The sequence below is a fragment of the Phenylobacterium sp. genome, from assembly GCF_036501465.1.
Taxonomy (GTDB): Bacteria; Pseudomonadota; Alphaproteobacteria; order Caulobacterales; family Caulobacteraceae; genus Phenylobacterium.
Map to the genome: position 1 here is coordinate 1 of NZ_DASYAF010000155.1, position 23,432 is coordinate 23,432.

Annotated in this window: 22 protein-coding genes; 12 read left to right on the forward strand and 10 right to left on the reverse strand. The window is 69.7% G+C overall.

Annotated features, from left to right (window positions below; translation table 11 throughout):
• Positions 1-425: 425 nt before the first annotated feature.
• From VGL85_RS17530 to VGL85_RS17555, 6 genes are all read right to left on the reverse strand, one after another.
• Positions 426-1,265 (reverse strand): TraB/GumN family protein, encoded by an 840-nt coding sequence (locus VGL85_RS17530; RefSeq protein WP_331590280.1) that lies wholly within the window; start codon positions 1,263-1,265, stop codon positions 426-428.
• Positions 1,266-1,496: 231 nt separating this feature from the next.
• Positions 1,497-2,189 carry a hypothetical protein gene (locus tag VGL85_RS17535; protein WP_331590281.1) on the reverse strand — a complete coding sequence of 231 codons (693 nt, stop codon included), beginning with the start codon at positions 2,187-2,189 and terminating at the stop codon, positions 1,497-1,499.
• Between the two features lie 193 nt (positions 2,190-2,382).
• Positions 2,383-3,453, reverse strand: a complete 1,071-nt coding sequence (locus tag VGL85_RS17540) for an alpha/beta hydrolase (protein WP_331590282.1) — start codon at positions 3,451-3,453, stop codon at positions 2,383-2,385.
• A gap of 184 nt (positions 3,454-3,637) precedes the next feature.
• A complete protein-coding gene (locus VGL85_RS17545) occupies positions 3,638-4,780 on the reverse strand; it encodes an NADH:flavin oxidoreductase/NADH oxidase (RefSeq protein WP_331590283.1) in 1,143 nt (380 codons plus the stop codon).
• 181 nt (positions 4,781-4,961) lie between these two features.
• A complete protein-coding gene (locus VGL85_RS17550; RefSeq protein WP_331590284.1) occupies positions 4,962-6,293 on the reverse strand; it encodes a HAMP domain-containing sensor histidine kinase in 1,332 nt (443 codons plus the stop codon).
• On the reverse strand, positions 6,290-6,982 hold the full coding sequence (locus tag VGL85_RS17555) for a response regulator transcription factor (RefSeq protein WP_331590285.1): 693 nt from the start codon (positions 6,980-6,982) through the stop codon (positions 6,290-6,292). Before VGL85_RS17555 ends, VGL85_RS17550 begins: the two co-directional genes overlap by 4 nt.
• Positions 6,983-7,134: 152 nt before the next feature.
• On the opposite strand from VGL85_RS17555, the gene VGL85_RS17560 reads away from it, so the two are divergent.
• Together VGL85_RS17560 and VGL85_RS17565 are read left to right on the forward strand one after the other, a co-directional pair.
• On the forward strand, positions 7,135-9,162 hold the full coding sequence (locus VGL85_RS17560) for a TonB-dependent receptor plug domain-containing protein (protein WP_331590286.1): 2,028 nt from the start codon (positions 7,135-7,137) through the stop codon (positions 9,160-9,162).
• A gap of 16 nt (positions 9,163-9,178) precedes the next feature.
• Complete coding sequence (locus VGL85_RS17565; RefSeq protein WP_331590287.1) at positions 9,179-9,787, forward strand: YceI family protein; 609 nt, start codon at positions 9,179-9,181, stop codon at positions 9,785-9,787.
• 123 nt (positions 9,788-9,910) lie between these two features.
• Here the strand turns inward: VGL85_RS17565 and VGL85_RS17570 are convergent, their stop codons facing one another.
• Positions 9,911-10,936, reverse strand: coding sequence for a hypothetical protein (locus VGL85_RS17570; RefSeq protein ID WP_331590288.1), 1,026 nt, complete (start codon positions 10,934-10,936; stop codon positions 9,911-9,913).
• A 367-nt stretch (positions 10,937-11,303) separates the two neighbouring features.
• Here VGL85_RS17570 and VGL85_RS17575 point away from each other — a divergent pair, with 367 nt between their 5' ends.
• Positions 11,304-13,259: a hypothetical protein gene (locus VGL85_RS17575; RefSeq protein WP_331590289.1), complete on the forward strand. Its 1,956-nt coding sequence runs from the start codon at positions 11,304-11,306 to the stop codon at positions 13,257-13,259.
• Between the two features lie 19 nt (positions 13,260-13,278).
• Here the strand turns inward: VGL85_RS17575 and VGL85_RS17580 are convergent, their stop codons facing one another.
• From VGL85_RS17580 to VGL85_RS17590, 3 genes are read right to left on the reverse strand one after another with little or no spacing between them, the layout of a single operon-like run.
• On the reverse strand, positions 13,279-14,031 hold the full coding sequence (locus VGL85_RS17580; RefSeq protein WP_331590290.1) for a retropepsin-like aspartic protease family protein: 753 nt from the start codon (positions 14,029-14,031) through the stop codon (positions 13,279-13,281).
• 52 nt (positions 14,032-14,083) lie between these two features.
• The gene (fliP, locus tag VGL85_RS17585; RefSeq protein WP_414695297.1) at positions 14,084-14,881 is read right to left on the reverse strand and encodes a flagellar type III secretion system pore protein FliP; all 798 of its coding nucleotides are present in this window, start codon (positions 14,879-14,881) and stop codon (positions 14,084-14,086) included.
• Positions 14,881-15,150 (reverse strand): flagellar biosynthetic protein FliO, encoded by a 270-nt coding sequence (locus tag VGL85_RS17590; protein ID WP_331590291.1) that lies wholly within the window; start codon positions 15,148-15,150, stop codon positions 14,881-14,883. The genes fliP and VGL85_RS17590 overlap by 1 nt, the downstream gene beginning before the upstream one ends.
• A 139-nt stretch (positions 15,151-15,289) precedes the next feature.
• On the opposite strand from VGL85_RS17590, the gene VGL85_RS17595 reads away from it, so the two are divergent.
• From VGL85_RS17595 to cckA, 9 genes are all read left to right on the forward strand, one after another.
• Positions 15,290-15,715, forward strand: a complete 426-nt coding sequence (locus tag VGL85_RS17595; RefSeq protein WP_331590292.1) for a flagellar biosynthesis protein FlgB — start codon at positions 15,290-15,292, stop codon at positions 15,713-15,715.
• A gap of 14 nt (positions 15,716-15,729) precedes the next feature.
• Positions 15,730-16,152 (forward strand): flagellar basal body rod protein FlgC, encoded by a 423-nt coding sequence (gene flgC, locus VGL85_RS17600; RefSeq protein WP_331590293.1) that lies wholly within the window; start codon positions 15,730-15,732, stop codon positions 16,150-16,152.
• 14 nt (positions 16,153-16,166) lie between these two features.
• On the forward strand, positions 16,167-16,484 hold the full coding sequence (locus VGL85_RS17605; RefSeq protein ID WP_331590294.1) for a flagellar hook-basal body complex protein FliE: 318 nt from the start codon (positions 16,167-16,169) through the stop codon (positions 16,482-16,484).
• A gap of 104 nt (positions 16,485-16,588) precedes the next feature.
• On the forward strand, positions 16,589-17,374 hold the full coding sequence (locus VGL85_RS17610) for an ATP-binding cassette domain-containing protein (protein WP_331590295.1): 786 nt from the start codon (positions 16,589-16,591) through the stop codon (positions 17,372-17,374).
• Positions 17,371-18,930, forward strand: a complete 1,560-nt coding sequence (locus tag VGL85_RS17615) for a glycine betaine ABC transporter substrate-binding protein (RefSeq protein WP_331590296.1) — start codon at positions 17,371-17,373, stop codon at positions 18,928-18,930. The genes VGL85_RS17610 and VGL85_RS17615 overlap by 4 nt, the downstream gene beginning before the upstream one ends.
• Before the next feature lie 78 nt (positions 18,931-19,008).
• Positions 19,009-19,272: a flagellar biosynthesis protein FliQ gene (gene fliQ, locus VGL85_RS17620; protein ID WP_331590297.1), complete on the forward strand. Its 264-nt coding sequence runs from the start codon at positions 19,009-19,011 to the stop codon at positions 19,270-19,272.
• 14 nt (positions 19,273-19,286) lie between these two features.
• A complete protein-coding gene (fliR, locus tag VGL85_RS17625) occupies positions 19,287-20,042 on the forward strand; it encodes a flagellar biosynthetic protein FliR (protein ID WP_331590299.1) in 756 nt (251 codons plus the stop codon).
• Positions 20,043-20,073: 31 nt separating this feature from the next.
• Positions 20,074-21,174, forward strand: a complete 1,101-nt coding sequence (gene flhB / locus VGL85_RS17630) for a flagellar biosynthesis protein FlhB (RefSeq protein ID WP_331590300.1) — start codon at positions 20,074-20,076, stop codon at positions 21,172-21,174.
• Between the two features lie 112 nt (positions 21,175-21,286).
• Positions 21,287-23,404 carry a cell cycle histidine kinase CckA gene (gene cckA, locus VGL85_RS17635; RefSeq protein ID WP_414695301.1) on the forward strand — a complete coding sequence of 706 codons (2,118 nt, stop codon included), beginning with the start codon at positions 21,287-21,289 and terminating at the stop codon, positions 23,402-23,404.
• Positions 23,405-23,432 lie beyond the last annotated feature (28 nt).

Below are 23,432 nucleotides of genomic sequence, written 5' to 3' on the forward strand. Positions count from 1 at the left end.
GGAGCTTTCGATCGCTGTATCGCCGCTCGGATGGCGTGCGTGGTCGTGGCGCTGCCGTGGAGTATCTGGCCCATAGAGCCTCCCGATGTGAGCACTCAGCTAAGCTGAGTCCCCCACACAGCGGGACCAGACACCTAGAGCGCTCGCCTGGCCCGTCACACAACGCTGGTTTTGGCGCATCCCTGACCTGACGGGGCAGTCGGAACGTCCGCCACGGGTGGATTGTGGACGATAGCCTCAGGAGGCGCCGTGCCGTCACCACGCGCTGGGTTTTCCACGCCCGCGCGTGGCGATCATGAGGGCAGGGCATGGGATGGTCTTGGGCCTCGGGCGTGTGGCGCGCCGTATCCGAGACCTACGTGACCCTGGGATGTCGCGGCCCCGGCTGCTGAAACTCAGCGCAGGATGCGGTCCTGGCGCCTCGCCTACAGGCGCTTCACCGGCAGGCGTTCGGCGCGAAGCTGCGCCAGGATGCTGTCCGGTCCCACAAGGTGATAGCTGCCGACCACGATGAGGCTGGGCTTCGGATCCTGCAGCATGGTCTTGATGCGCGGTATCCAGGCGCGATTGCGATCGAGCAGCAGCAACCGATACATCTCCGGATAGACGCGCTTCATGCGCGCCACCTCGGCGGCGCTGCGCCGGTCGTCGCCGCGCAGCCAGTCGGCGTTGGCCCGCTCAGCGTCCTCGGGCGGGGCGAGCATGTCGTCGAGCGTGGCGCGCAGGCGCTGCAGATCCTCCTCCGGCGACAGGGCGCCGAACCAGGCGATGAAGTCGTCCTGCGCCGCGAATTCGCTCTGGACGCTGATCCCGGCCTTCTGCGCATCGGCGCTCAGCACCTGGTTGGCGCTCAGGCCCTTCAGGCCCCGCACGTGGTTATAGGCGTCGTCCAGCTGCTGGGCCGCGAGCCACGGGCGGAATTGCGAGAGCCGCTCGACCGGCAGGTGGGCCAGCGCCGCGGCCTTGGCCAGCCGGTCCTTGTCGGTCGCATCCAGCCGCGACATCAGCGGGATCTTGGCGTCGAAGCCGTAGCGCACGATCAGGGGGCCGACAGGCGCGCGATTGGTTCGGCCGGTCTCGGTCCAGAGGACACCGCACTGCGGCAGCAGCGCCTCGGTGCGGGCGTCGCTCCAGTCCGTCGCCTCCGGCGGGATCTCGCCGGTCAGGTAGACGACACCCCCGCCGGACCGGATGACCCACAAGGGCCAGTCGTGGGCCGGGCCGGCCCGCGCGGACCCACACAGGCCGGCCGCGATGGCGGACATCGCGGCGAGCGCGGCTCGCCGCGTCGGCGGACGGCAAGCACTTGACGACTGTGTACGAGACATCGCGTTCCCCGAAGCATGCCGCGGCGCAGCCAGCTTCCTTCAACGGGAGCGGGCCATCTACTAAATAGTTAGTAATGACTGCGTCGGACGACTTGGGGCCGTCTCCCAACGACCAAGGTCCGTTCCTGGCGCACAGCGGTCGCCAAGCGATCGGCCGCAGGCGGTTGTCTACGGCCTTCCAGGGGCCGAGGGGCTTAGCGGCCCGCAGGTGGTTCCCCGGATGGCCGTGACGGCAAAGGCCTTGGGCGTGTGGCCGGCGCGCCTGGCGGCCGCCAGCATATCCTGGCCGAGCTGGCTGATGTCGCTGGCGTCTGTCCGCGCCGCCTGCAGGGCCGCGACGAGGTTCGGACGCAGGTCGCCCTTCAGCACGCCGGGACCCAGCTCGAGCGTCCGCAGTTCGGACCAGACGTAGTGCTCGCGGCTCTCCATGTCCTGGAGGATCGCCAGCTGGGTGTAGAACGCCGCCTGCCGGCCCTGCTCGGTGGCTGATTGCTGGCTGAAACGGCCACTGTTGAGGTTGGCCTGCCAGCGCTGCTGGACCATGGGCGGGTCGCCCGGATCGCCAATCGAGAGCCCCGCGGGCGGCGTCTTGCCGGCGCCCCAGTCAGCCAGCAGGCCGGTGATCTCCCGCAGGCGCCTGTCGACACAGGCCCGCTGCGCCTGGCGATAGGCGATGCGGTCCACATTGTCCTGCATTTCCGCGTCGATGGCGTCTGCGGCTTCGCGGGCCAGGCCGCGCTCGTGCAGGGCCTCGACCGACTGTTCGGCGGCCAGCGCCGTCAGCACGCCCACCACGATGATCAGGTACTCCTTCAGGAACTCCCGAAGGCCATGCCAACGCTTTGGCTTGTGGATTTCCAACGCGCCGCCCCCACCGCACTATCCGTGGACGTTGCGTACCACGGATCGGGGGAACGCCCGCAACGGGCCGGTGGGCGCCCGTGCGCGGGCAGTCTCACCAACGTCGGCTTACGGACCTGGAGGCAGTGTCCGCAATTGGCGCGCTCACGACCTGGCGCGATCGCCGACCGGACCGACTCAGCCGACCCAACTGTCAGTTCGCCTTGATCGCGATGGGCCGGACCTGGTCGCGCAGGACGCGGACGAACACGTCGGGATCAGTCTGGATCGCATGGTCGCCGGCGCCTGGGATGACGGTGATAGACTTCGAAGGCGCCCGGACCTTGTCGAACCAGGCTTTGGAGAGCGACAGCGGGGCGTTGAAGTCGTTGTCGCCCTGGATCAGGAAGACGGGGACGCGATAGGCGCCGCGTAGGCCGGCGTAGTCGTAGCTCTCGCCCCAGGCCTTGCCGAACTTCGCCGCGCTCGCGTCCTCGCCGAGCCGGATGGTGGCGGTGTCGAGCACCGTCCAATTCGGCGCCGCCAGGATGTCGCCCCGCTGGTCTGCCGGTTCCCGTGGACGAAAGGGCGCCGAGCCGCGTGTCCAGGCGTCGATCTTCTTCGGATCGTACGGCGTGTCCGCGAACGGATCCGCCCCGGCGATGTCGAGGGCAGCGAGGGCGGCGGCGTCGCCCTTGGCCTTGGCCATTGCGTGGACGTAGGCGACGGCGGTGGTCTCGCGCACGATCCGGCGGTCGGCGATCTGGCCGGCGGCCACATAGGCGCAATAGAGCTCGGGATGGTCACGGACCAGGCGCGCGGCGATGGTCGAGCCGAAACCCACGCCCAGCAGGACGATCCGGCGCTTGCCCAGCTTGCCGCGCAGGGTCTCGGTGAGCGCCAGCGCGTCGCGGGCGATCAGGTCGACGCCGAGATCGGGATCGAGCGTCCTGTTCGCCTTGACGAAGGTCTTGCCCGTGCCCCGCATGTCCCACTGGACGACGGTGAAATAAGGCTCCCAGCCCTGGAAGGCGCCCAGGAGCGGGCTGGCCACCGCGCCCGGCCCGTCGAACCCGAGCCCGCCCACCACCAGGATCACCGGATTGGCCCGGTCGCGGCCCCGGATGGTCACCCACTGGTCGGCGCCATTGATCGGGACGAACTGCTCCTCGTCGACGCCGTTCGGATCGCGGATGGCGAAGGCCTCGGCGGCCCTGGCCCGGGCGGCGGCCAGGGCTGGCGCGTCGGTGGCGCGCAGGATGGGCGGCTGCCCGTTTGCCCGCATGGCGAGCCCGCACGCCACGGCGGCGACTGAGAGAAGCACAGGAAGTCGGGACATGAATTACTCTCGTAATTTTCGCAGCATCGTACACGCGTAAATTTCCGAGTAAAGTGGGTGCTTCCATCGTCGCGTCGCGTCGCTGGAGACGCCGCCCTCGATGGCTGCGGCGGTCGGCGACCTCGGCTTCTCAGCCGGGCCTGGCCGGCGTGGGCCAGCCTTGCGATCCCTCCGGGCCCGGGATGCGCCGCAGCCACCACGACCAGTCCTCGGGCAGCAGCGACAGCGGGTCGGGGTGACCGAGCTCCCGCGCCGCGTACAGCGGCCAGTGCGGGTTCGACAAGGCGGGCCGCCCCAGCATGACGAGGTCGATCTGTTCCTCGCGGATCGCGCGGTCTGCCGCGGCGGGGATGCCGAGGTTCCAGCTCACCCCGACCGGTATCCCGACTTCCCGCCGCACCCGCGCGGCGCGCTCGGCCATGAAGGCGACCTCGTGGAACGGCACGCCCTGCGTCTCGTCGGTGTTCATGCCGAGGGAAAGGTCGGCGAAGTCCAGGCCGTGCTCGCGCAGCGCCCCGATCGCCCAGACCGCCTCGTCGAACTGGACGCCTTGCGGATGGAAATCGTCGGAGCCCAGCCGGACGGTGAGCGGCAGCCGTTCCGGCCAGACCTTGCGCACCGCGTCCAGGGCCTCGCGGTGGAAGCGCAGGCGATTCTCCAGGCTGCCGCCGTATTCGTCGTCGCGGGTGTTGGCGAGCGGCGAGAAGAAGCTGGCGCCCAGATAGCCGTGTGCAAAGTGCAGTTCCAGCCACTCGAAGCCGGCCGCCAGTGCGCGCCGCGCGGCCTGGGCGTAGGCCGCGTGAAGCTCGGCGATCTCGGCCTTGCTGAGGGCCTGGACCGGGTAGGGGAACCGGCCGCCGAACGGCTTGGCCGAGGGGCCGCGCACCTGCCACCCGTCCGGGTGGTCGGCGGGAACCTGCTTCTTGCCCTCCCACGGCTTCAGCTCGCTGCCCTTGCGGCCGGTGTGGCCAAGCTGGATCGCCGGAACCGCGCCCATGGCCTTGATGATCGATGTGAGCCGCGACAGGCCTTCGATCTGCCGGTCGTCCCAGATGCCGGCGCAGCTCGTGCCCGTGCGGCCGTCGGGGGTGATCGCGATCTGTTCCGGGAACACCAGGCCAAATCCGCCCGCCGCCCGCGACCCCGCGAGCATCACATGGAAGTCCGTGACGCCGCCGTCAGGCCCCGAGCGGTACATGGTCATGGGCGACATCGCGATGCGATTGCGCAGGGTCACCCCTTTGAGTTCGAAGGGACTGAAGAGGTCGGGCATGCGCCGCTCGCGCCTCGCTGGTGGGTCAGGTTCGCCCCTGACTATCCGAAGTCGCCGCCGGGCGCATTTCTGCTGTTGGCGCTTGGCGGATGTCCTTCTCTATGTCGCGACGACGGATTTCGACGCTGTTTTCGCTACAGGGGCTGATCCCCGTCCCCGGGGGTCGGGAGATGAGGGGGCGTCAGGCGCTCGCGGCGACCGCTCGGACATGATCCGAAGGCGCCGGGAGCCGGGGGATGTCGATTGAAACCGACAAGCCGCCGCCGGGTCGGTTTGCAGCCGCGATTTCGCCGCCATGCAATCGCAGCACCCGTTGGGCGATCGCGAGGCCAAGCCCGGCGCCGGAACCATCGCCGTGGAACGCCTCGAAGATGCGCGGCAGCTCGTCCGGCCGCACTCCCGGTCCATGATCGAGGACGGTGATCCGCGCCATGCCGCCATGGGCCCGCAACGCCGCCTCGATCGCGCCGCCGCTCGGCGAGAACCGCACCGCGTTGCGCAGGACGTTCTCCACCGCGCTCCGCAGCAGCCGCGCGTCGCCCAGGACCGTCGTCGCCCCGCGGCACCGGAGCTCGACGGTCTTGGCCGCGCCGGCCGCTTCGAGCCGGGCGTCCTCGACGATTTCCGTCAGCAGGTCGCTCAGGTCGACCGGGGCTCGAACGATGTCCGCCTCGGCCTCCAGCCGCGAGAACCGCAGGATCTGCGCGATCAACGCGTCCAGCCGGTCGATCTCGCGGTCGATCCGCGCGAAGGCCGCCTCCGGCCCGCCGCGCTTGCGGGCGAGATCGGCCACGGCGCGCAACCGTGCGAGCGGCGCCCGCAATTCATGGGAGACGTCACGCAGCATCGCCTCGCGCGCGGCGATCAGGGCCTGGATCCGCGCGGCCATCTCGTCGATGTCGCGCGCCAGGGCGCCCAGCTCATCGCCCCGCTGCGTCAGGTCAGGGCCCATCCGGCTGCCGAGGCCGCCGGCCGCGATGGACCGCACCTGCGCCTGCAGCCGCTGGATCGGCGCGGTCAGCGAGCGCGCCAGCCACGCCGCGCCCAGGCCGCTGATCGCCAGCACCAGCGCCGCCAGCACCCACGGCTGGGTCACCACGTCCCAGACGTCGAAGGCCAGTGACCGCGCGCGCCGGAACACGAACAGATAGGGCCGCCCGCGGACCGCCTCGGTCACGGCGGCCGGAAACCGTGCGCCGTTCCCGGCATGGCCACGGGCGCGCGCAACCTCCGGCGGGCTGCGCCCGGTGAGCTCGCGGCCGTCCGGGGCGACGATGAAGATCGACAGCTCCGGCAGCCGGCTGTGCTGCGCCAGGATCCAGCGCCGCCCCGCCGCCTCGCCATCGGCTGCGATGACCTGCGCGCCCTGTTCGGCCAGCGCCTGCGGCGACATCCGGTCGATGCTGCGGCCGCGCTCGACCGCGATCCCGTAGTCCACGGCCAGCGCCACGAGGACGGTGGCCACCAGCACCGCCCAGAAGGTCAGCCAGATGCGGACGAACAGCCGGCTCATCCGCGCACGCCGTCTTCCGCCAGGAGATAGCCCTGGCCGCGGATGCTGCGGATCTGCAGCCCGGCGTCGGGTCCCAGCTTGCGGCGCACGTTGCTCACATGGGTGTCGATGCTGCGGTCGTAGGCGGTCAGCGGACGGCCCAACGCCTCTTCCGCTAGGTCGCCGCGGCTCTTCATCCGCCCCGCCGTGCGCGCCAGGGCCTCCAGCACCATGAATTCGGCGGTGGTCAGCGGCGCCGGAACGCCCGCCACCTCCGCCGTCAGCCGCCGCCGATTGAGGATCAGGCGGCCCACGCGCAGGATTTCCGGCTCCGAGCGCACCAGCGGCCGGCGCAGGATCGCCCGCAGCCGCGCCGCTAGCTCGCGCAGATGGAAGGGCTTGGCCAGGTAGTCGTCGGCGCCCAGCTCCAGCCCCAGCACCTTGTCCAGTTCCTCGGCCCGGGCGGTCAGCATCAGGATCGGCGTGTCGGTCTCGCGCCGCAGCCGCTTCAGCAGCTCCAGGCCGTTCTCCCCGGGCATCATCACGTCCAGCACCAGGATGTCGTAGGCCCGTTCGGCCCGCAGCCGCAGCGCCGCCTCCGCGCTGGCCGCCCATTCCGGGGCAAAGCCGTCCTCGCGCAGATATTCCCCGACGGTGGCGGCCAACTCGGCGTCGTCGTCGACCAGCAGCACGCGCGCCACGGCGCTCATGGAATGGCTCTCCCGAGGGCGGAACGGCGAAGTCTATCGGCGGCCCGCGGCCCCGGCCGCAGCTTTGCACAACTTTGCAATTCTTTGCCCCGGCCGGACACTCATGACGCGCGTCCTTTCCTAGGCTTCCGTCCGTTCACGCGGAGCCGTCGATGCCCATCCAAGTCCAGGTTCGCAGGCTCGGCGTGGCCGCGGGCCTGGCGCTGGCGGCCGCGGCGGGATCGGCGTTCGCCCAGGTTTCCGGGCCCCCGAATTCGAGCGGGCGCGTGGTCTACGATCCGGCGGCCTTCGCCGCGGCGAAGCCGGAAAGCGCCTATGACATGGTCCTGCTTGTGCCCGGCTTCGCCTTCGACCCCGGCGACCAGGACAGCCGCGGCCTGGCGTCATCGGCTGGCAATGTGCTCATCGACGGCAAGCGGCCGGCGGCCAAGACCGACACCCTCGCCAACATCCTGCGCCGCATTCCGGCCGGCGCGGTCGCCCGCATCGAACTGATCCGCGGCGGCGGCCCGGGCGTCGACATGCAGGGCCATACCGTGCTGGCCAACGTGGTGCGTGGCGCCTCGACCCAGGTGATCTCGACCAGCGACGCGCGGCTCACCCGCGACGGCCGCCTCGGTTACTCCACCCGCCTCGACGCCTCGCGCCAGCGAGGCCAGGAGGGCATGCAGGGCAGCCTTCGCTTCGCCTACACGCAGGGCGCGCTGGCGGGGGAAGGGGCCAAGGCCGCCTTCGACGGCGCGGGCGGCGCGCTGAGCCAGGCCGGCGTCCACATCGCCAACCCCAACACGGTGGTGACGGCGACGGGCGAGGTCGACACCAAGCGCCTGGGCGGCCTGCTGCAACTCAAGGCCTTCGCCGTCTACGGGACCAACCGCGCCGCCGAGGAGGACCATTTCACCTCGAGCTTGCGGCAGGACCTGATCACGTCGGAGTTCCGGACCCGCCACCTGGAAGTCAGCGCCGACTACACCCGCCAGCTCACCCCCAAGGCCGTGCTGGAGGTGATCGGCGTCCAGAACATCGAGCACCTGTCGAACAACGCCGACGCCGAACAGGCGGGTCTCGTCACCAACTCCCGCGACGAGGACACCCAGGGCGAAAGCATCCTGCGTTCGACCGTCACCTATACAGGCGGGCCGCGCTGGTCGCTCGAGGCCGGCGGCGAATACGCCTACAACTTCCTGGACGGCCGCAGCGGGCTGATCGTCGGCGGCGTCCCGCAACCCCTGCCGTCGGCTGACGTGCAGGTCGCCGAGAGCCGCGCGGAGGCCTTCGCCACGCTCACCTGGCGGCCTGGCCCGAAGCTCACGCTCGAAGCTGGCTCGCGTTTCGAGGTTTCGCGTCTGACCGTCACCGGCGATGCGGACAATTCCGCCAGCTTCGACTTCCCCAAGCCCCGGCTGCTCGCCACCTGGGCCCCGGACGAAGCCGATCAGTTCCGCCTGCGGCTGGAGCGGACGGTCAGCCAGTTGAGCTTCGAGGATTTCGTCACGACCTCCAGTCTGGACCTCGGGGTGATCACCGGCGGCAATCCGCGCCTGGCGCCGGAGCGCGATTGGATCGCCGAGGCCGCCTGGGATCGTCGCTTCGGCAAGGTCGCCGACCTCGTGCTGACCGTGAGCCACGCGGCCTTGCAGGACGTGATCGACGAACTGCCGGTGGCCGGCCTGAGCGGCGTCGGAAACATCGGCGACGGGAGCCGCGACCGGGCCGACCTCAACCTCACCCTGCCGCTGGACGCGGTCGGTCTGAAGGGCGGCCAGTTCAAGGCCCAAGGGACCTGGATCGCCTCGCGGGTCACCGATCCGACGACCCATGCGCGCCGCGTGATCACCAACGACCAGCCGTTCGCGGGCGTCGCTTCGATCACCGGCGAGGTCCCGCGCCTGCGCTCCTCCTGGCGCATCGACCTCACCAGCGGCTCGCGTTTCTCCGTGTTTCGCATCGACGAGATCGACCGCTTCCGGTCCGGCGGGCTGGTGAGCCTGCTCTGGGAATGGAAGCCAAGCGCCGACCTCGCCTTCCAGGCCCAGCTCCAGAGCCTGGGCGGCGCCGACCAGGACCGTCAGCAGCTGTTCTTCGCGGGCCTGCGTAACGCCTCCGCCGCGGACCTGCGCCAGATCCGCGACCTGCGCACCGGCCCGCGCCTCTACCTGCGCATCCGCAAGACCCTCTAACCCCGGAGATCCGCCGATGAAGACCCTCCAAGCCCTGGCCCTCGGCGCGGCCGTGCTGAGCGCCGGCCCCGTGGCCGCCGCGCCGACAGACCCGGCCGCCGTCCAGCCCGGGACCTACGCCATCGAACCCCGCCACGCACGGGTGCTGTTCGCGGTGGAGCATTTCGGCGTCTCGACCTGGTATGGCGATTTCACCCATGTGTCCGGGACCCTGAAACTCGACCCCAAGGATCCGTCCGCCAGCCGCGTCGAGGTCTCCCTGCCGACCGACAGCCTGTCCACCACCAACGCCGAGCTGGACGCCACCCTGAAAGGCCCCGACTGGTTCGCCGCCGCCCAGTTCCCCACCGTGAGCTTCCGCTCGACGAAGGTGACGGTCACCGGTCCGGGCCATGCATCGATCGAGGGCGAGCTCACCCTGAAGGGTGTGACGAGGGCGCTCGTGCTGGAGGCGACCTTCAAGGGCGCGGCCGGTCCCAACGCAGTGATCCCGGCCTACACCATCGGCTTCGACCTGCGTGGCCACCTCAAGCGCAGCGCCTTCGGCGTCAGCCGCTACCTGGGAACGGTCGGCGACGACGTCGAGCTGATCATCAGCGCCCCTTTTGAGCGTAAGGGCGACTAGCCTCAGCGCTTCGGCCCCGGTCCAAGGTCCGCGACAGCCGCGCGCCTGACCGAGGTCAGCGTGGCCGCATTGAGACAGGGGTTCCCAGGGCTCGGAAACCGCGCGCCGTGGACGCCGCGCCCGTTACTTTGCCCTCCTGGCGGCGGCCGCTTCCGCGAGCCGCGCGCCGCGCAGGATGCCGGCCATGGCGTAGTTCCCCTCATGGCAGGCGTATTCGTAGATCTGCCCCTTGGCGGGCTTGAACGAATACTCGCCCGACCAGGACTGGGTGTAGTGCACCGGATCGTCGACCGTGAACTGGTAGAGCAACTCGTCCTTGGCGATCCGCGTGAAGCGCTCCGTCACCGCGCCCTGCGCGGACACCGGCGTCAGGGTGCGCCCTTCCTGGATCGGGTTCACGTTCCGGGTCTCGGTGACCAGGGTGTCGCCCTCCCACCATGCCACCGTGTCGCCCAGCCAGGGCCGGATCACCGCCGGCTGGTGGTGGGCGCGGGCCTCCTTGGCCGACGCGAAGATCGGGGCGATCCGGACGTCGTGGTTCATCTCCAGATTGATGACGAAATAGCCCGGCGTGACGACGAAGCTGTAGTTGTTGTTGTAGATCGCGTTGAGCATCACCGGCCCGCCGGCGTCGCTCTGGGCGATCAGGCACCGCTCGCGCAGCGGCAGGTCTTCCGGATCGGTGTAGGCGCCTTTTCCGGACTGGTACTCCGCCCCGTCCCGGGTCATCAGGGCCAGGCTTTTCGCGCGGTTGCGGAAGGGCATCTTCCCATTGGCGGGGCTGGTGATGAAGGACGAGCGCGCTTGCCCGCGGACGCGCATCAGCCCGTCACCGGAATCGATCCAGAACGAATCGTATCCGGCGGTGGCGTTCTCATCCTTGAAGGCGCCCTTGCTGAGATCGGAGGGTCGGTTGGCCGCCGCGACCCGTGCGGTCGTCGCCTTCGCCACCGCGTCGGCCTGTTCCTTGGTGACGACAAGCTGGGAGAAGTTTGCGGGTCGCTCGAGCCGGGTGACGGTGGCGTTCGTCCAGACCCCCTCGAAATTGCGCGCCAGGTCCTTCGGCGCCGGGGCCTGGGGAGCGGGGGCCTGGCCCTGCGACGCCTGGCCTTGGGCGAAGGCCGGCCCGGCGAGAAGCACGGCCGCCATCGCCGCCGCAGAAATCGCGCCTCTTGTCATCGCATCGTCCTCCTCGGCCTTCGCTTTGCGGGCACTTTGCAACGCCTTGCGCAAAGCGGCCACCCCCGCTCCGGCCGCCGCGCCGCCGAGGCGGGCCTGCCCGGCCAGCGGGGGGCTGTGTTATACTGCTCTCCACGCGGGTTTTGACGCCGTAAGCAAATCCGGCGACAATGCCGCATCGATCACGTATATATTTCTACAAGTCTAATTATTTCAAATAGATAGCCATTCGGCATCGATCCCGGATGAACTTCACCGACGGGCCGTTTCGCCCGCTGCAACAATGGCGAAGTCAAACCGTGATAGCCGAACCGCGATCAGTTGGGAGCCTGACGCCATGAACCGCGCCCTTTTCGCCGCCGCCGCCCTGTCCGTGCTGGCCGCCGCAGCCTTCGTGGTTGCGCCTGCGGGCCTCGCCGCCGACACGCCGAACGCGACGCCGCAGCACGTCGATGACTTCCAGCTCACCGACCACACCCGCTTCGCCGAGCACCTCTACTATTACGGCTACTCGCCGGCGATCGTGCTGATGACCCGCGAGAACGGCTCGGCCTTCTCCAAGGACGCCTCCCAGGCGCTGGAGAAGCTCAACGCGGCCTACGCGCCCAAGGGCGTGGTGGTCTGGGCGCTGGACAGCAAGCTGGGCGACAGCCGCGACGCCGTGGCCGCCGAGGCCCAGGCCCAGGACCTCAAGGTCCCGGTGCTGATCGACGAGCAACAGTTGGTCGGCGAGGGCTTGGGCGTGCAGCGCGAAGGCGAGGTCTTCGTGATCAACCCCAAGACCTGGAGCGTGGTCTACCGCGGCCCGATGGACGCCCGCGTCGACCAGGCCGTCGACGGCCTGCTGGCCGGCCAGCCGCATCTGGTCCGCGCCGCGCTCACCGGCGGCCAGCCGATCGCCTTCCCGGCCAAGGCCCATTCGGCCGACTTCGCCAAGATTTCCTATGCCAAGGACGTCGCCCCGATCCTGCAGGAGAAGTGCGTCTCCTGCCACATCAACGGCGGCATCGGCCCGTTCGCGATGAACAGCTACGAGATCGTCCACGGCTTCGCCCCGATGATCCGCGAGACCGTGCGCACCGAGCGCATGCCGCCCTATTTCGCCGACCCGCACATCGGCTCCTTCAAGAACGACCAGGGCCTGACCGCCAACGAGCGCAAGACCCTGGTCCACTGGATCGAGGCCGGCGCGCCGCGCGGCGACGGTCCGGACCCGCTGCTCGCCAACGCCGGCAAGCGCGCGCCCGACTGGCCGGTTGAGCTCGGCAAGCCCGACGTGGTCGTCGACCTGCCGGCCTTCAAGGTGCCGGCCACGGGCCTCGTCGAATACCAGAACGACGTGGTGCCCAACCCCTTCAAGCAGGACACCTGGCTGAAGGCGATCGCCATGCGGCCGGGCGACCGGCGCGTGCTGCACCACGTGGTCTCCAACCACGTGCCGGACCCGAACCAACCCCCGGCGATCCCCGGCGGCTCGGTGGGCTCCTACACGCCCGGCGCCCAGCCGCAGATCATGGCCGACAACACCGGCGCGCCGGTGCCCGGCGGCGGCAAGCTGCACTTCCAGATGCACTACACGACCATGGGCAAGGAGACGACGGACGTCACCCAGGTCGGCTTCTACACGCTGAAGACCCCGCCGGAGTACATCAAGCGCTCGGCGGTGATCTCGACCTTCTCGCTCTACATCCCGGCCGGCGAGCAGCGTCACACCGAGGTCGCCTACATGACCTTCCCGGCGGACGCCTACCTCTACACGCTCTATCCGCACGCCCACTATCGCGGCAGCCATGTGGAGCTGAAGGAGATCACCCCGGACGGCAAGACCACCATGCTGATCAGCCTGCCGAAGTACGACTTCAACTGGCAGCGCGACTACGATCCGGTCACCCCGATCCACATCAAGGCCGGCACCAAGCTGGTGGCCACCTGGGTCTATGACAACTCGGTCCACAATCCGGCCAACCCGGACCCGAAGCGCAACGTCACCTGGGGCGAACAGACCCCGGACGAGATGATGTACTTCCGGATCAACTACCGCTGGGCCGACGAGACCACGAGCCACATCCGCAACGACCTGCAGGCCAAGCTGTTCGCCTCGCAGATGATGGGCTCGCTGGATTCGAACCTCGACGGCTTCATCGAGAAGAGCGAGCTGAAGGGGCCCTTGACCTACCTGCAGGCGAAGTTCGACCAGGCCGACGTCAACCACACCGGCAAGCTCACCGCCGAGGAGCTGTCGAAGCTGATGCCCAGCCGGCGCATGCGCAAGCAGGAAACCCCCGACGTCTGAGGCGGGGTTTCGCGGGTCGCTACCAGGTCAGGTACAGCCGGTGGCCCCTGACCTGGAAGGCGCTTAGGCGCTTCAGGAAGCTCATGCCCAGGAGTGAGCTGGTCATGGGCGCCTGGTTCACCACCATCGGCATGTCGGCCAGGGCGATCGGGCCGACCTGCAGGCTTCCGGCCACGAACGGCGCGCCATAGCCCGTCCCATTGGCCGTCTCGGCCGATCGGGTAAAAGCCAGCCGCCCGGGATCGACGCCCAGCCGTTGCGCGTCGGCGGGGCTCAGCACCGTGTCGGTCGAGCCGGTGTCGACCAGGAAGCGCACCGGCTGGCCGTTGACCCGGCCGGTCACGAAGTAGCCGCCGCCCTCGGCCTCGGCGACGACCAGCTGGCGGTCGCCGGCGGCCACCGGATAGGATCCCGAAAGCTCGCTCTTCAGCCGCCCGCCGACCTCGCCCAGCTCGTCGCGGAAGGTGAAGCCCACGGCCAGGACCGCGCAGATCGCGATCCAGATCGCCGCGTGCCGGGCCTTCTCGCCCCAGCGGATCGGGCCGGCCCGCAGCACGCCCGCCGACAGCAGCACCAGCAGCAGGCCGCCGCGCATCGCCCACATCCGGTCTTCGGCGCTTGTCACCTGGCCGGGGAAGGTCTGGAACAGCAGCCACGCCCCGCCGGCGATCACCGCCAGCACGATCAGCCAGATCACCACGCGATGGCGCGGTGCGCGCGGCGCGGGCTCCGGATCCGGCTGGCCCCGCCAGGGGCCGTTGTCCTGCGTCATTTCCCTGAACCCCCACCGAGGTTGCGAACCTAGGAGGTTCGCCGGCCGCGCGCTATCCCGCGCCCGGGACCGTGTGGAAGCTCTGCACCAGGCTGCCGCAGACCAGTCGCCAGCCGTCCACCAGCACGAAGAAGATCAGCTTGAAGGGCAGGCTCACCACCACGGGCGGCAGCATCATCATCCCCATGCTCATCAGGACGCTGGCCACCACCAGGTCGATCACCAGGAAGGGGACGAACAGCAGGAAGCCGATTTCGAAGGCCCGCTTCAGCTCCGAGATCATGAACGCCGGGGTCACAACCTGCAGCGGCGTCGCCTGGGCGTTCTGCGGCTTGGGGATGCGCGACAGGCTGATGAACAGCGCCAGGTCGTCACGGTCCACCTGCTGCAGCATGAAGGTCTTCACCGGCGCGGCCGAGGCGTCGAACGCCTGGCTGAGCTCCATCTTCTGATCCATCAGCGGCTTGATGCCGTCGGTGTAGGACTTCTGCAGCGTCGGCCCCATGACGATGGCCGTGAGGAACAGCGCCAGCGAAATGATCACAGAATTGGGCGGGCTCTGCTGCAGGCCGAGCGCGGTGCGCAGCAGCGACAGCACCACCACGATGCGGACGAATGCGGTGGTCATGATGACGATCGAGGGGGCCAGCGACAGCACCGTCATCAGCCCGATCAGCTGCACCACCCGCTCGGTCAGGCCGCCGCCGGTGCCGAGGTTGAGGTTCACCGACTGGGCGATCGCCGCCGCCGGGAAGATCAGCGAGGCCGCCGTGGTCAGCGCCGCGATGATCGCCGCGCGCCGCCACTCCTCGGCCGGCAAGGTGCGGATGGCGCGGATCAGTTCCAGCATCAGCTCTTCCCCTTGGCCGTCTTCAGGTCGCCGACCAGCCGGCCTTCGCCCAGCAGCAGCAGCTTCTCCTCGCCGTCGCAGGCGACGATCACCAGCCGCCGGGCGGGGTCGAGCACCAGGCTCTCGACGATGGCCAGCCGCCGGTCCCGCTTGGGCGCGCCGAAGCGGGTCAGCGCGTTCGGCCCGAAGCGGCGGAGCGCGACCGCGCCCAGCCCGATCAGGCCAAGCGTGAGGATGAGGGCGAATGCGGCGCGGGCGAGATCGGCCATTGGGGGCGCTTCTGCGGCTGAAAGGACTCTCAGCCGACAGGGAAGTTCTGAGTCCCTTAAGTCCGGGTTAACCCTGTTTATTCACCATGCGGGCATGGGACCTGCCGACATTCCCCTCCTGACGATGCTGAAAGGCCGGATGGGGTATCTCTCCAACCGCCAGCGGCTGATCGCCGAGAACGTCGCCAATTCCGACACACCCGGCTTCGCGCCGCGCGATCTGAAGCCCTTCAACGTCCAGAGCAAGACGCAGACCGCGGCGGGCGCACAGTCGACCAGCCAGATCCCCGGCATCGGCGGCCCGAGCCCGGGCATCGCGCCGACCGGCGGCATGGCCATGACCCAGCCGGGTCACATGCAGGTCCCGACCGGCGGCAACCCAGAGTTCACGACCGCCGGCGCCCCCGACTCCGAGATGACGATCGACCGCAACGGCGTCGTCCTTGAGGACCAGATGATCAAGCTGACCGACACGCGGATGGATTACGACGCGGCGATCAGCTTCTACCAAGCCTCGCTGGGCATGCTGAAGACCGCCATCCGGCGGCCCGGCTCCGGGTCTTAAGGAGGACGCGCCACATGGCCGACAACACCTCGACCAGCAACATCACCCAACAGATCGCGGTCTCCGCGCTCCGCGCCCAGCAGTCGCGGATGCGGGTCATCGCCGAGAACCTGGCCAACGCCGATTCCACTTCCAAGACCCCGGGCGGCGACCCCTACCGGCGCCAGGCGCCCGTCTTCCAGCCGATCACCGTGGCCGGCGGCGCCAAGGGCGTGAAGATGGCCGGGGCCCAGCCGGACCGCACGCCGTTCAACTCGTCCTACGATCCTGGCAATCCCTCGGCCGACGCCACCGGCTATGTGAAGCGCCCCAACGTCGACCCGCTGATCGAGGCCATGGACATGCGCGACGCGCAGCGGGCCTACGAAGCCAACCTCAATGTGATCGAGACCTCGCGGTCCATGGACTCGCGCACCCTCGACATCCTGAAGCAATAGGCGGGGTCTGAGCCATGATGACCGCGCTCGCCGTCGCCAAGGCCTATGCCAATGTCCAGAAGGCCGCCGGCGCGGTCGAGGGGACCGGCATGGGCGGCGAGGCCGCCTCGGGAACCGGCGGCTTCGGCGACATCCTGAAGTCGGCCATGCAGGACACCATGAAGGCGACCAAGAACGCCGAGACCCAGATGCAGGCCCAGGTGCAGGGCAAGGCCCAGCTCATCGACGTGGTGACCGCGGTCTCCTCCGCCGAGCAGAGCCTGAACACGGTCATGGCCATCCGCGACCAGGTGATCAGCGCCTATCAGGAAATCATGCGGATGCCGATCTGACGGCGGGGCCGTCGGATCAGAAGAACGCCGTCGCGGTGGCGACCGCCGCCCCCGATCGCAAAGAAACCGGCTCGCCCGCGCCGCTCCCGTGCTAGGCCTTGGCCATGGCGGGGGCGGCGATCGAGCTTTCGGGGGTTGGGAAGCGCTACGGCGCCCTTGAGGCCCTGGCGGGCGTCAGCCTTTCCATCGAGACCGGCGCCTTCACCGCCCTGGTCGGCGGCTCCGGCTCCGGCAAGACCACCCTGCTCAAGACCATCAACCGCCTGGTCACGCCCGATGCCGGCGAGGTGCGGGTGCTGGGCCAGGACGTGGCCACGGCCCCGCCGCACGTGCTGCGCCGCAAGGTGGGCTACGTCTTCCAGGAAATCGGCCTTTTCCCGCATCTGACGGTAGCCGAGAACATCGCCATCACCCCCAGGCTTCTGGGGTGGGAGAAGAAGCGGATCGACGGGCGGGTGGCGAACCTGCTGGGGCTCGTCGACCTGCCGCTGGCGGTGGCCGGCCGCAAGCCGGATGCGCTGAGCGGCGGCCAGCGCCAGCGGGTCGGGGTGGCCCGCGCGCTCGCCGCCGAGCCCAAGCTGGTGCTGATGGACGAGCCGTTCGGGGCCCTGGACCCGCTGACCCGCGATGCGCTCGGCAGCGACTACCGCGCCCTGCACGAGCAGCTGGGGCTGACCACCGTCATGGTCACCCACGACATGGGCGAGGCCGTGCTGCTCGCCGACCGTATCGTGGTGCTGCGCGACGGCCGGGTGGTCGCCGACGGGACGCCGGCGGCGCTGCTGGCGGGGACCGAGGACGAGGGCGTCCGCGCCCTGCTGGATTCGCCGCGCCGCCAGGCCGAGCGGCTGCAGGCCAAGCTGGCCGGCGAGGCGAGGGCCGCGCCGTGAGCCCGCGCCTGTCCCAGGCCTTCGCCCTGCTGCCGGAATATCTCGGCTGGCACGTGCTGCTGAGCTTCAGCGCGCTGGTGCTGGGGGTGGCGATCAGCCTGCCGCTGGCGGTGGCGGCGAGCCGCAGCGCGCGGCTGCGCTGGCCGGTGCTGGCGCTCGCCAGCCTGATCCAGACCATTCCCAGCCTGGCGCTGTTGGCGCTGTTCTATCCCCTTCTGCTGGCGCTCTCGGCGCTCAGCCACGCGGTGCTGGGCAAGGGCTTCTCGGCCCTGGGCTTCCTGCCCTCGCTGCTGGCGCTGACGCTCTATTCCATGCTGCCGATCCTCCGGAACGGGACCGCCGGCATCCTGGGTGTCGATCCCGCGATCCGTGACGCCGCCGACGGGGTCGGCATGACGCCCAGCCAGCGCCTGTGGCGGGTGGAGCTGCCGCTGGCCGCGCCGGTGATCATGGCCGGGGTGCGCACCGCCGCGGTCTGGACCATCGGGGCGGCGACGCTATCCACGCCGGTCGGCCAGACCAGCCTCGGCAACTACATCTTCGCCGGCCTGCAGACCGAGAACTGGGTCTTCGTGCTGTTCGGCTGCGCCGCCTCGGCGGTCCTGGCCCTGGTCGCCGACCAGCTCCTGGGCCTGGTCGAGACGGCGACGCGGGCGCGCAACCCGGGCCTGCTGCTGATCGGCCTGGGCGGCCTGGCGGGGGCGGTGGCCCTGGCGCTCACGCCGCTGGCCGTGGGGCTGAGCAAACCCGCGGCCTATGTGGTCGGCGCCAAGAACTTCTCTGAGCAGTACATCCTGGCCGAGCTGATGGCCGACCGGCTGGAGAAGGCCGGCGCGCGCGTCACCCGCAAGGAGGACCTGGGCTCGGCCGTCGCCTATCGCGCCTTGGCGGCCGGTGAGATCGACGCCTATGTCGACTATTCCGGGACCCTGTGGGCCAACGTGCTGAACCGCAAGGACAATCCCGGCCGCGCCCAGGTGCTGAAAGAACTGACCGCCGAGCTCGCCCGGCGCGATCACGTCACCGTCCTGGGCTCCCTGGGCTTCGAGAACGCCTACGCCTTCGTCATGCGGCCCGATCGCGCCAAGGCCCTGGGCGTCAGCTCCATCGCCGACCTCGCCGCCCAGGCGCCCAGGCTCACCCTGGGCTCGGACCTGGAGTTCCTGTCGCGGCCGGAATGGAAGGCGGTGGAAGCCGCCTACGACCTGAAGTTCAAGGCCAAGCGTTCCTACCAGCCCACCTTCATGTACCGCGCGCTGGCGGGCGGCGAGGCCGACGTGATCAGCGCCTTCTCCTCCGACGGCCGCATCGCCGCCGACCACCTGGCGATCCTCTCCGACCCCAAGAGCGCCATCCCGCCCTATGACGCGGTGATCCTGATCTCGCCCAAACGGGCGCATGACCAGCGGCTGCTGGCGGCGCTGAAGCCGCTGATCGGCAAGATCGATGTGGCGACCATGCAGGCGGCCAATCTGAGCGTCGACCGCGACGCCGACAAGGACTCGCCGGCCGAGGCGGCGAAGGCCCTGGACCGGCAGATTCTGCCCAGTCCGTAGGCTTTCATTAACCATGCCGGACCATGCTGGCGAAGTCCGCCGAGACGCGGATTTATCCAGTTATTCCAAGAGGTCTTCATGAGCGGCGGCGAGGTTCTGGACGTCGGCCGCGACGCCATCTGGCTGACGATCCAGCTGGCCGCGCCCTGCCTGATCGTCGGCCTGATCGTGGGCGTCGGCATCGGCCTGCTTCAGGCGCTGACCCAGATCCAGGAAGCCACCCTGGTGGCGGCGCCGAAGATCGTGGCGATCTTCATCTCCCTGCTCGTCTTCCTGCCGCTGATGGGCGGGCTGATGAGCACCTTCATGCGCCATATCGCCCAGCGCATCGCCGGCATCTGAGGCCCGGGCGGCCGATGGAACACTACGCCCCCGCCCAGCAGGTCTACGCCGCCGGCCTGATCTTCGCGCGCCTCGGGGCCATCGTCATGCTGATCCCCGGCATCGGCGAGACCTTCGTGCCGGTCCGCGTGCGCCTGTCGTTCGCCCTGGCGCTCGCGCTGGTCCTGTTCCCGGTGGTGGGCGCGACGGTCCCGGCCCTGCCGGCCGACATCAGCGCGATCGTTGGCGCGGTGATCAAGGAGACCCTGATCGGCATGATGATCGGCGGCATCCTGCGCTTCTTCATGTCGTCGCTGTCGGCGGCCGGCGAGATCATGTCGATCCAGAGCACCCTGGGTTTTTCCCAGACCGCCAACCCGACCCAGGCCGCGCCGTCCACCTCGCTCAGCACCTTCCTGGGCCTACTGGGCCTGGTGCTGATCATGACCACCAACATGCATCACCTCTTCCTGTCGGCGATCGTGCGCTCCTACACCCTGTTCCCGTTCGCCAGGGACATCCCGCTGGCCGACGCCAATGCGCTGGCGGTGCAGACCGTGTCGCGGTCGTTCGCGCTCGGCCTGCAGCTCGCCGCCCCGGTGGTGGCCTTCTCGCTGGTCTTCAACATCGCCGCCGGCATGGTCGGGCGGGTGATGCCGCAGTTCCAGATCTACTTCGTGACCTCGCCCCTGATGGTGATCTTTTCGTTGTCGATCTTCGCCCTCAGCCTGGGGGTGATCGGCATGGTCTGGCTCGACCACTACCGCGACCTGCTCGCGATCTTCGCGTGACGCGCCTCATGCCGGTTTTCTGGGGTGAGCCATGAGCGACACGAACGACGCGGCCTCGAAAACAGAAGAACCGACACCACGCAAACTCCAGCAGGCGCGGGAGCGCGGCGAGTTCGTCAAGACCCCCGACCTGGCGTCGCTGGCCTCGCTGTCGGCGGCCGCGGCGGTGGTCATCATGGCCGGCGGGTCGCTCAGCCGAAGCCTGATGAGCGCGCTCACGCCCTTCATCGCCTCACCAGAGACCGTGGACTTCGCCGGCGGCGGCGGCATGCAGGTGTTCCGCGCCGGCGTGATGGCGGTGGCGCCGGTGATGGGCGCGGTGCTCCTGGCGGCGTGTGCAGCCGGGGTGTTCGGCAACGTCATCCAGACCGGCCTGGTGTTCAGCCCCGAAAAGCTGGCGCCGGACTTCCAGAAGCTGTCGCTGACCGCCGGGTTCAAGCGGCTGTTCTCGATCGACGGGCTGATGCAGTTCCTGAAGTCGCTGGTGAAGGTCATGCTCACCGGCGCGCTCGCCTACTGGGTGGTGAGCCCGCACCTGAATGAACTCGAGCATCTGGCCGAGCTCGATCCGCTCTCCACCCTGGTCTTCGCGCTGGACCTGGTGAAGCGGCTGTTCTTCGCGGTGACCGCCTTCCTCGTCGTGGTCGCCGGCGCCGACTGGCTCTGGCAGCGCCAGCGCTTCATGAGCAAGATGCGGATGACCAAGGAGGAACTGAAGGAGGACTTCAAACAGTCCGAAGGCGACCCCCACATCCGCGCCCGCCAGAAGCAGCTTCGCGTCGAGCGCGCCCGGCGCCGGATGATGGCCCAGGTGCCCAAGGCCACGGTGGTGGTCATGAACCCGACCCACTACGCGGTGGCGCTGAAGTACGACACCGCCGAGGCGCCGGCGCCCCTGTGCGTCGCCAAGGGCCTCGACACCCTGGCCCTGAAGATCCGCGAGATCGCCGAGGAGGCCGGCGTGCCGGTGCTGGAGGATCCGCCCCTGGCCCGCGCCCTCTACGCCGCCGTGGAGATCGACGACATCATCCCGCCCGCCCACTACGAGGCGGTGGCCAAGATCGTCGGCTTCATCCTGAACGCCGGTCGCGAGGTCGCCGCGCGCCGCTTCCGCAATGGCGGCGGCCTATAGTCCCTGCCCATAACCCCGCCTGTAACCATCCGGCGCCTGTGAGAGAATGCCCGTGACCGATTCGCCGGACGAGACTGCCGCCGCTCCCGCGGAAGGCCGCGCCCGGCCGCAGATGGAGGCGCTGGCTGGAGCCATGGCCGAGCCGCAGGTCCGCAAGGCCCGCAAAGGGCGCTTCGAGCCGCTGACCGCGGCGGCCGTGGTGTTCTTCCTGATGGCCGTGGCCTTCGCCGCCGCGCCGGCCCTGAAGGCCGGCGTCACGACGCTGGCCGGCCTGCTGCTGCTGATCGGTCTGGCGGGCGTGGCCTGCCTGGGCCTTTTCGTCCTGCGCGATTCCACCGAAATGCCGAACGAGGCCGAAACCGGCGCCGAACAGCTGGTCGACGCGCTCTCCGAGCCCGCCGCCATCGCCGCCCCGGACGGCAAGGTGCAGGCCGCCAACGCCGCCTGGAAGTCGACCATCGGGACGGGCGCGCGCCTGCCGAAGTCGGGGCCGTCGGCCACCAGCCTGTTCGCCGCCCTGTCGGCCGCCCGCCGCGGCGAGGTCGCCCATGCGGTGATCAAGGCCGCCGGCGCCGAGCACGAGGCCCAGGTCTCGCCCCTGGGGTCGCGCCGCTTCCTGGTGCGCCTGACCGGCCTGGGCGCCGGCGCTCTGGCCCTGCCGCCGGCCGCCATGGAGGTGCTTTCCGCCTTCACCGGGGCCAAGCCGGCGCCGCCCAAGGTGCTGGACGCCTTCGCCGCCGCCTCGCCGTTCGGCGCGGCCCTGCTGGCGGGCGAGGACCCGTTCGAAGCCGTGATCGTCGAGGCCAATCCGGCGCTCCGGGCGGTGGCCGGCGGCGGCGAGAAGGGCCAGGTCTTCGGCGCGCTGATCGAGCCCGCCAGCCGCGCCGACGCCGCCCACAAGCTCAGCCAGGGCCCAGATTTCAGTCAATGGGGTTCCGCCGCCCCGGTCGAGGTGCGCCTGGCGCACGATCCGGCTCGCATCGCCCACCTCTACCTGTCCAAGAGCGACGGCGCCTTCGTGGCCTATCTGGTGGACGTCTCCGAGCAGAAGCAGATCGAGCTGCAGCTCGCCCAGAGCCAGAAGATGCAGGCCATCGGCCAGCTGGCCGGCGGCGTGGCGCACGACTTCAACAACCTGCTCACCGCCATCTTCATGCAGCTCGACGTGCTGGCCACCCGCCACCCGGTGGGCGATCCCAGCTACGAGGGGCTGAACGAGATCAAGCAGACCTCGACGCGCGCCGCCGACCTGGTGCGCAAGCTGCTCGCCTTCTCGCGCAAGCAGACGGTCCAGCGCGAGATCCTCGACCTGGGCGAGCTGATCAGCGAGTTCGAGGTGCTGCTGCGCCGGGTGCTGTACGAGGACGTCAAGCTCACCACCGACTACGGCCGCAACCTGCCGCACGTGCGCGCCGACCGCGGCCAGCTGGAGACCGCGGTGATGAACCTGGCGGTCAACGCCCGCGACGCGGTGCGCGCCCACGGCGGCGGCAAGGTCAAGATCCGCACCGCGCGGCTCACCCAGGAGCAGGCCCACGGCCTGGGCTATCCGGGCGCCCAGGGCGACCAGGCGCTGATCGAGGTCAGCGACGACGGCCCCGGCATCCCGCCCGACGTCATGGCCAAGATCTTCGAGCCCTTCTTCACCACCAAGCCGGTGGGCGAGGGGACCGGCCTGGGCCTGGCCACCGTCTACGGCATCGTCAAGCAGTCCGACGGCTGGATCGCGGTGGATTCCAAGCCCGGCGAGGGCGCGGCCTTCCGCATCTTCCTGCCGGTGCACATCCCCGCCGTGGCCGCCCAGCCCGAGCCCGTGGCGGCCCAGCCGAAGCGGCCGGTGGCCCGCGACCTCTCCGGCGCCGGGCGCATCCTGTTCGTGGAGGACGAGGACGCCGTGCGCGGCGTCGCCGCCAAGCTGCTGCGCGCCCGCGGCTACGAGGTGATCGAGGCGGCCAGCGGCGAGGAGGCCCTTGAACTGGCCGAGACCCACGCCGGCGAGATCGACCTGATGATCTCCGACGTGGTGATGCCCGGCATGCAGGGGCCGGATCTCTTGAAACAGGCCCGTGCCTACCTGGGCTCGGCGCCGGTGATGTTCATCTCCGGCTATGCGGAAAGCGAATTCTCCGACCTGCTGGAAGGCGAGACCAACGTCTCCTTCCTGCCCAAGCCGATCGACATCAAGACCCTGGCCGAGCGGGTGAAGCAGGAACTGCAGAAGGCCGCGTAAGCCGCCAAGCTTGCCTGCGCGCCCGCTT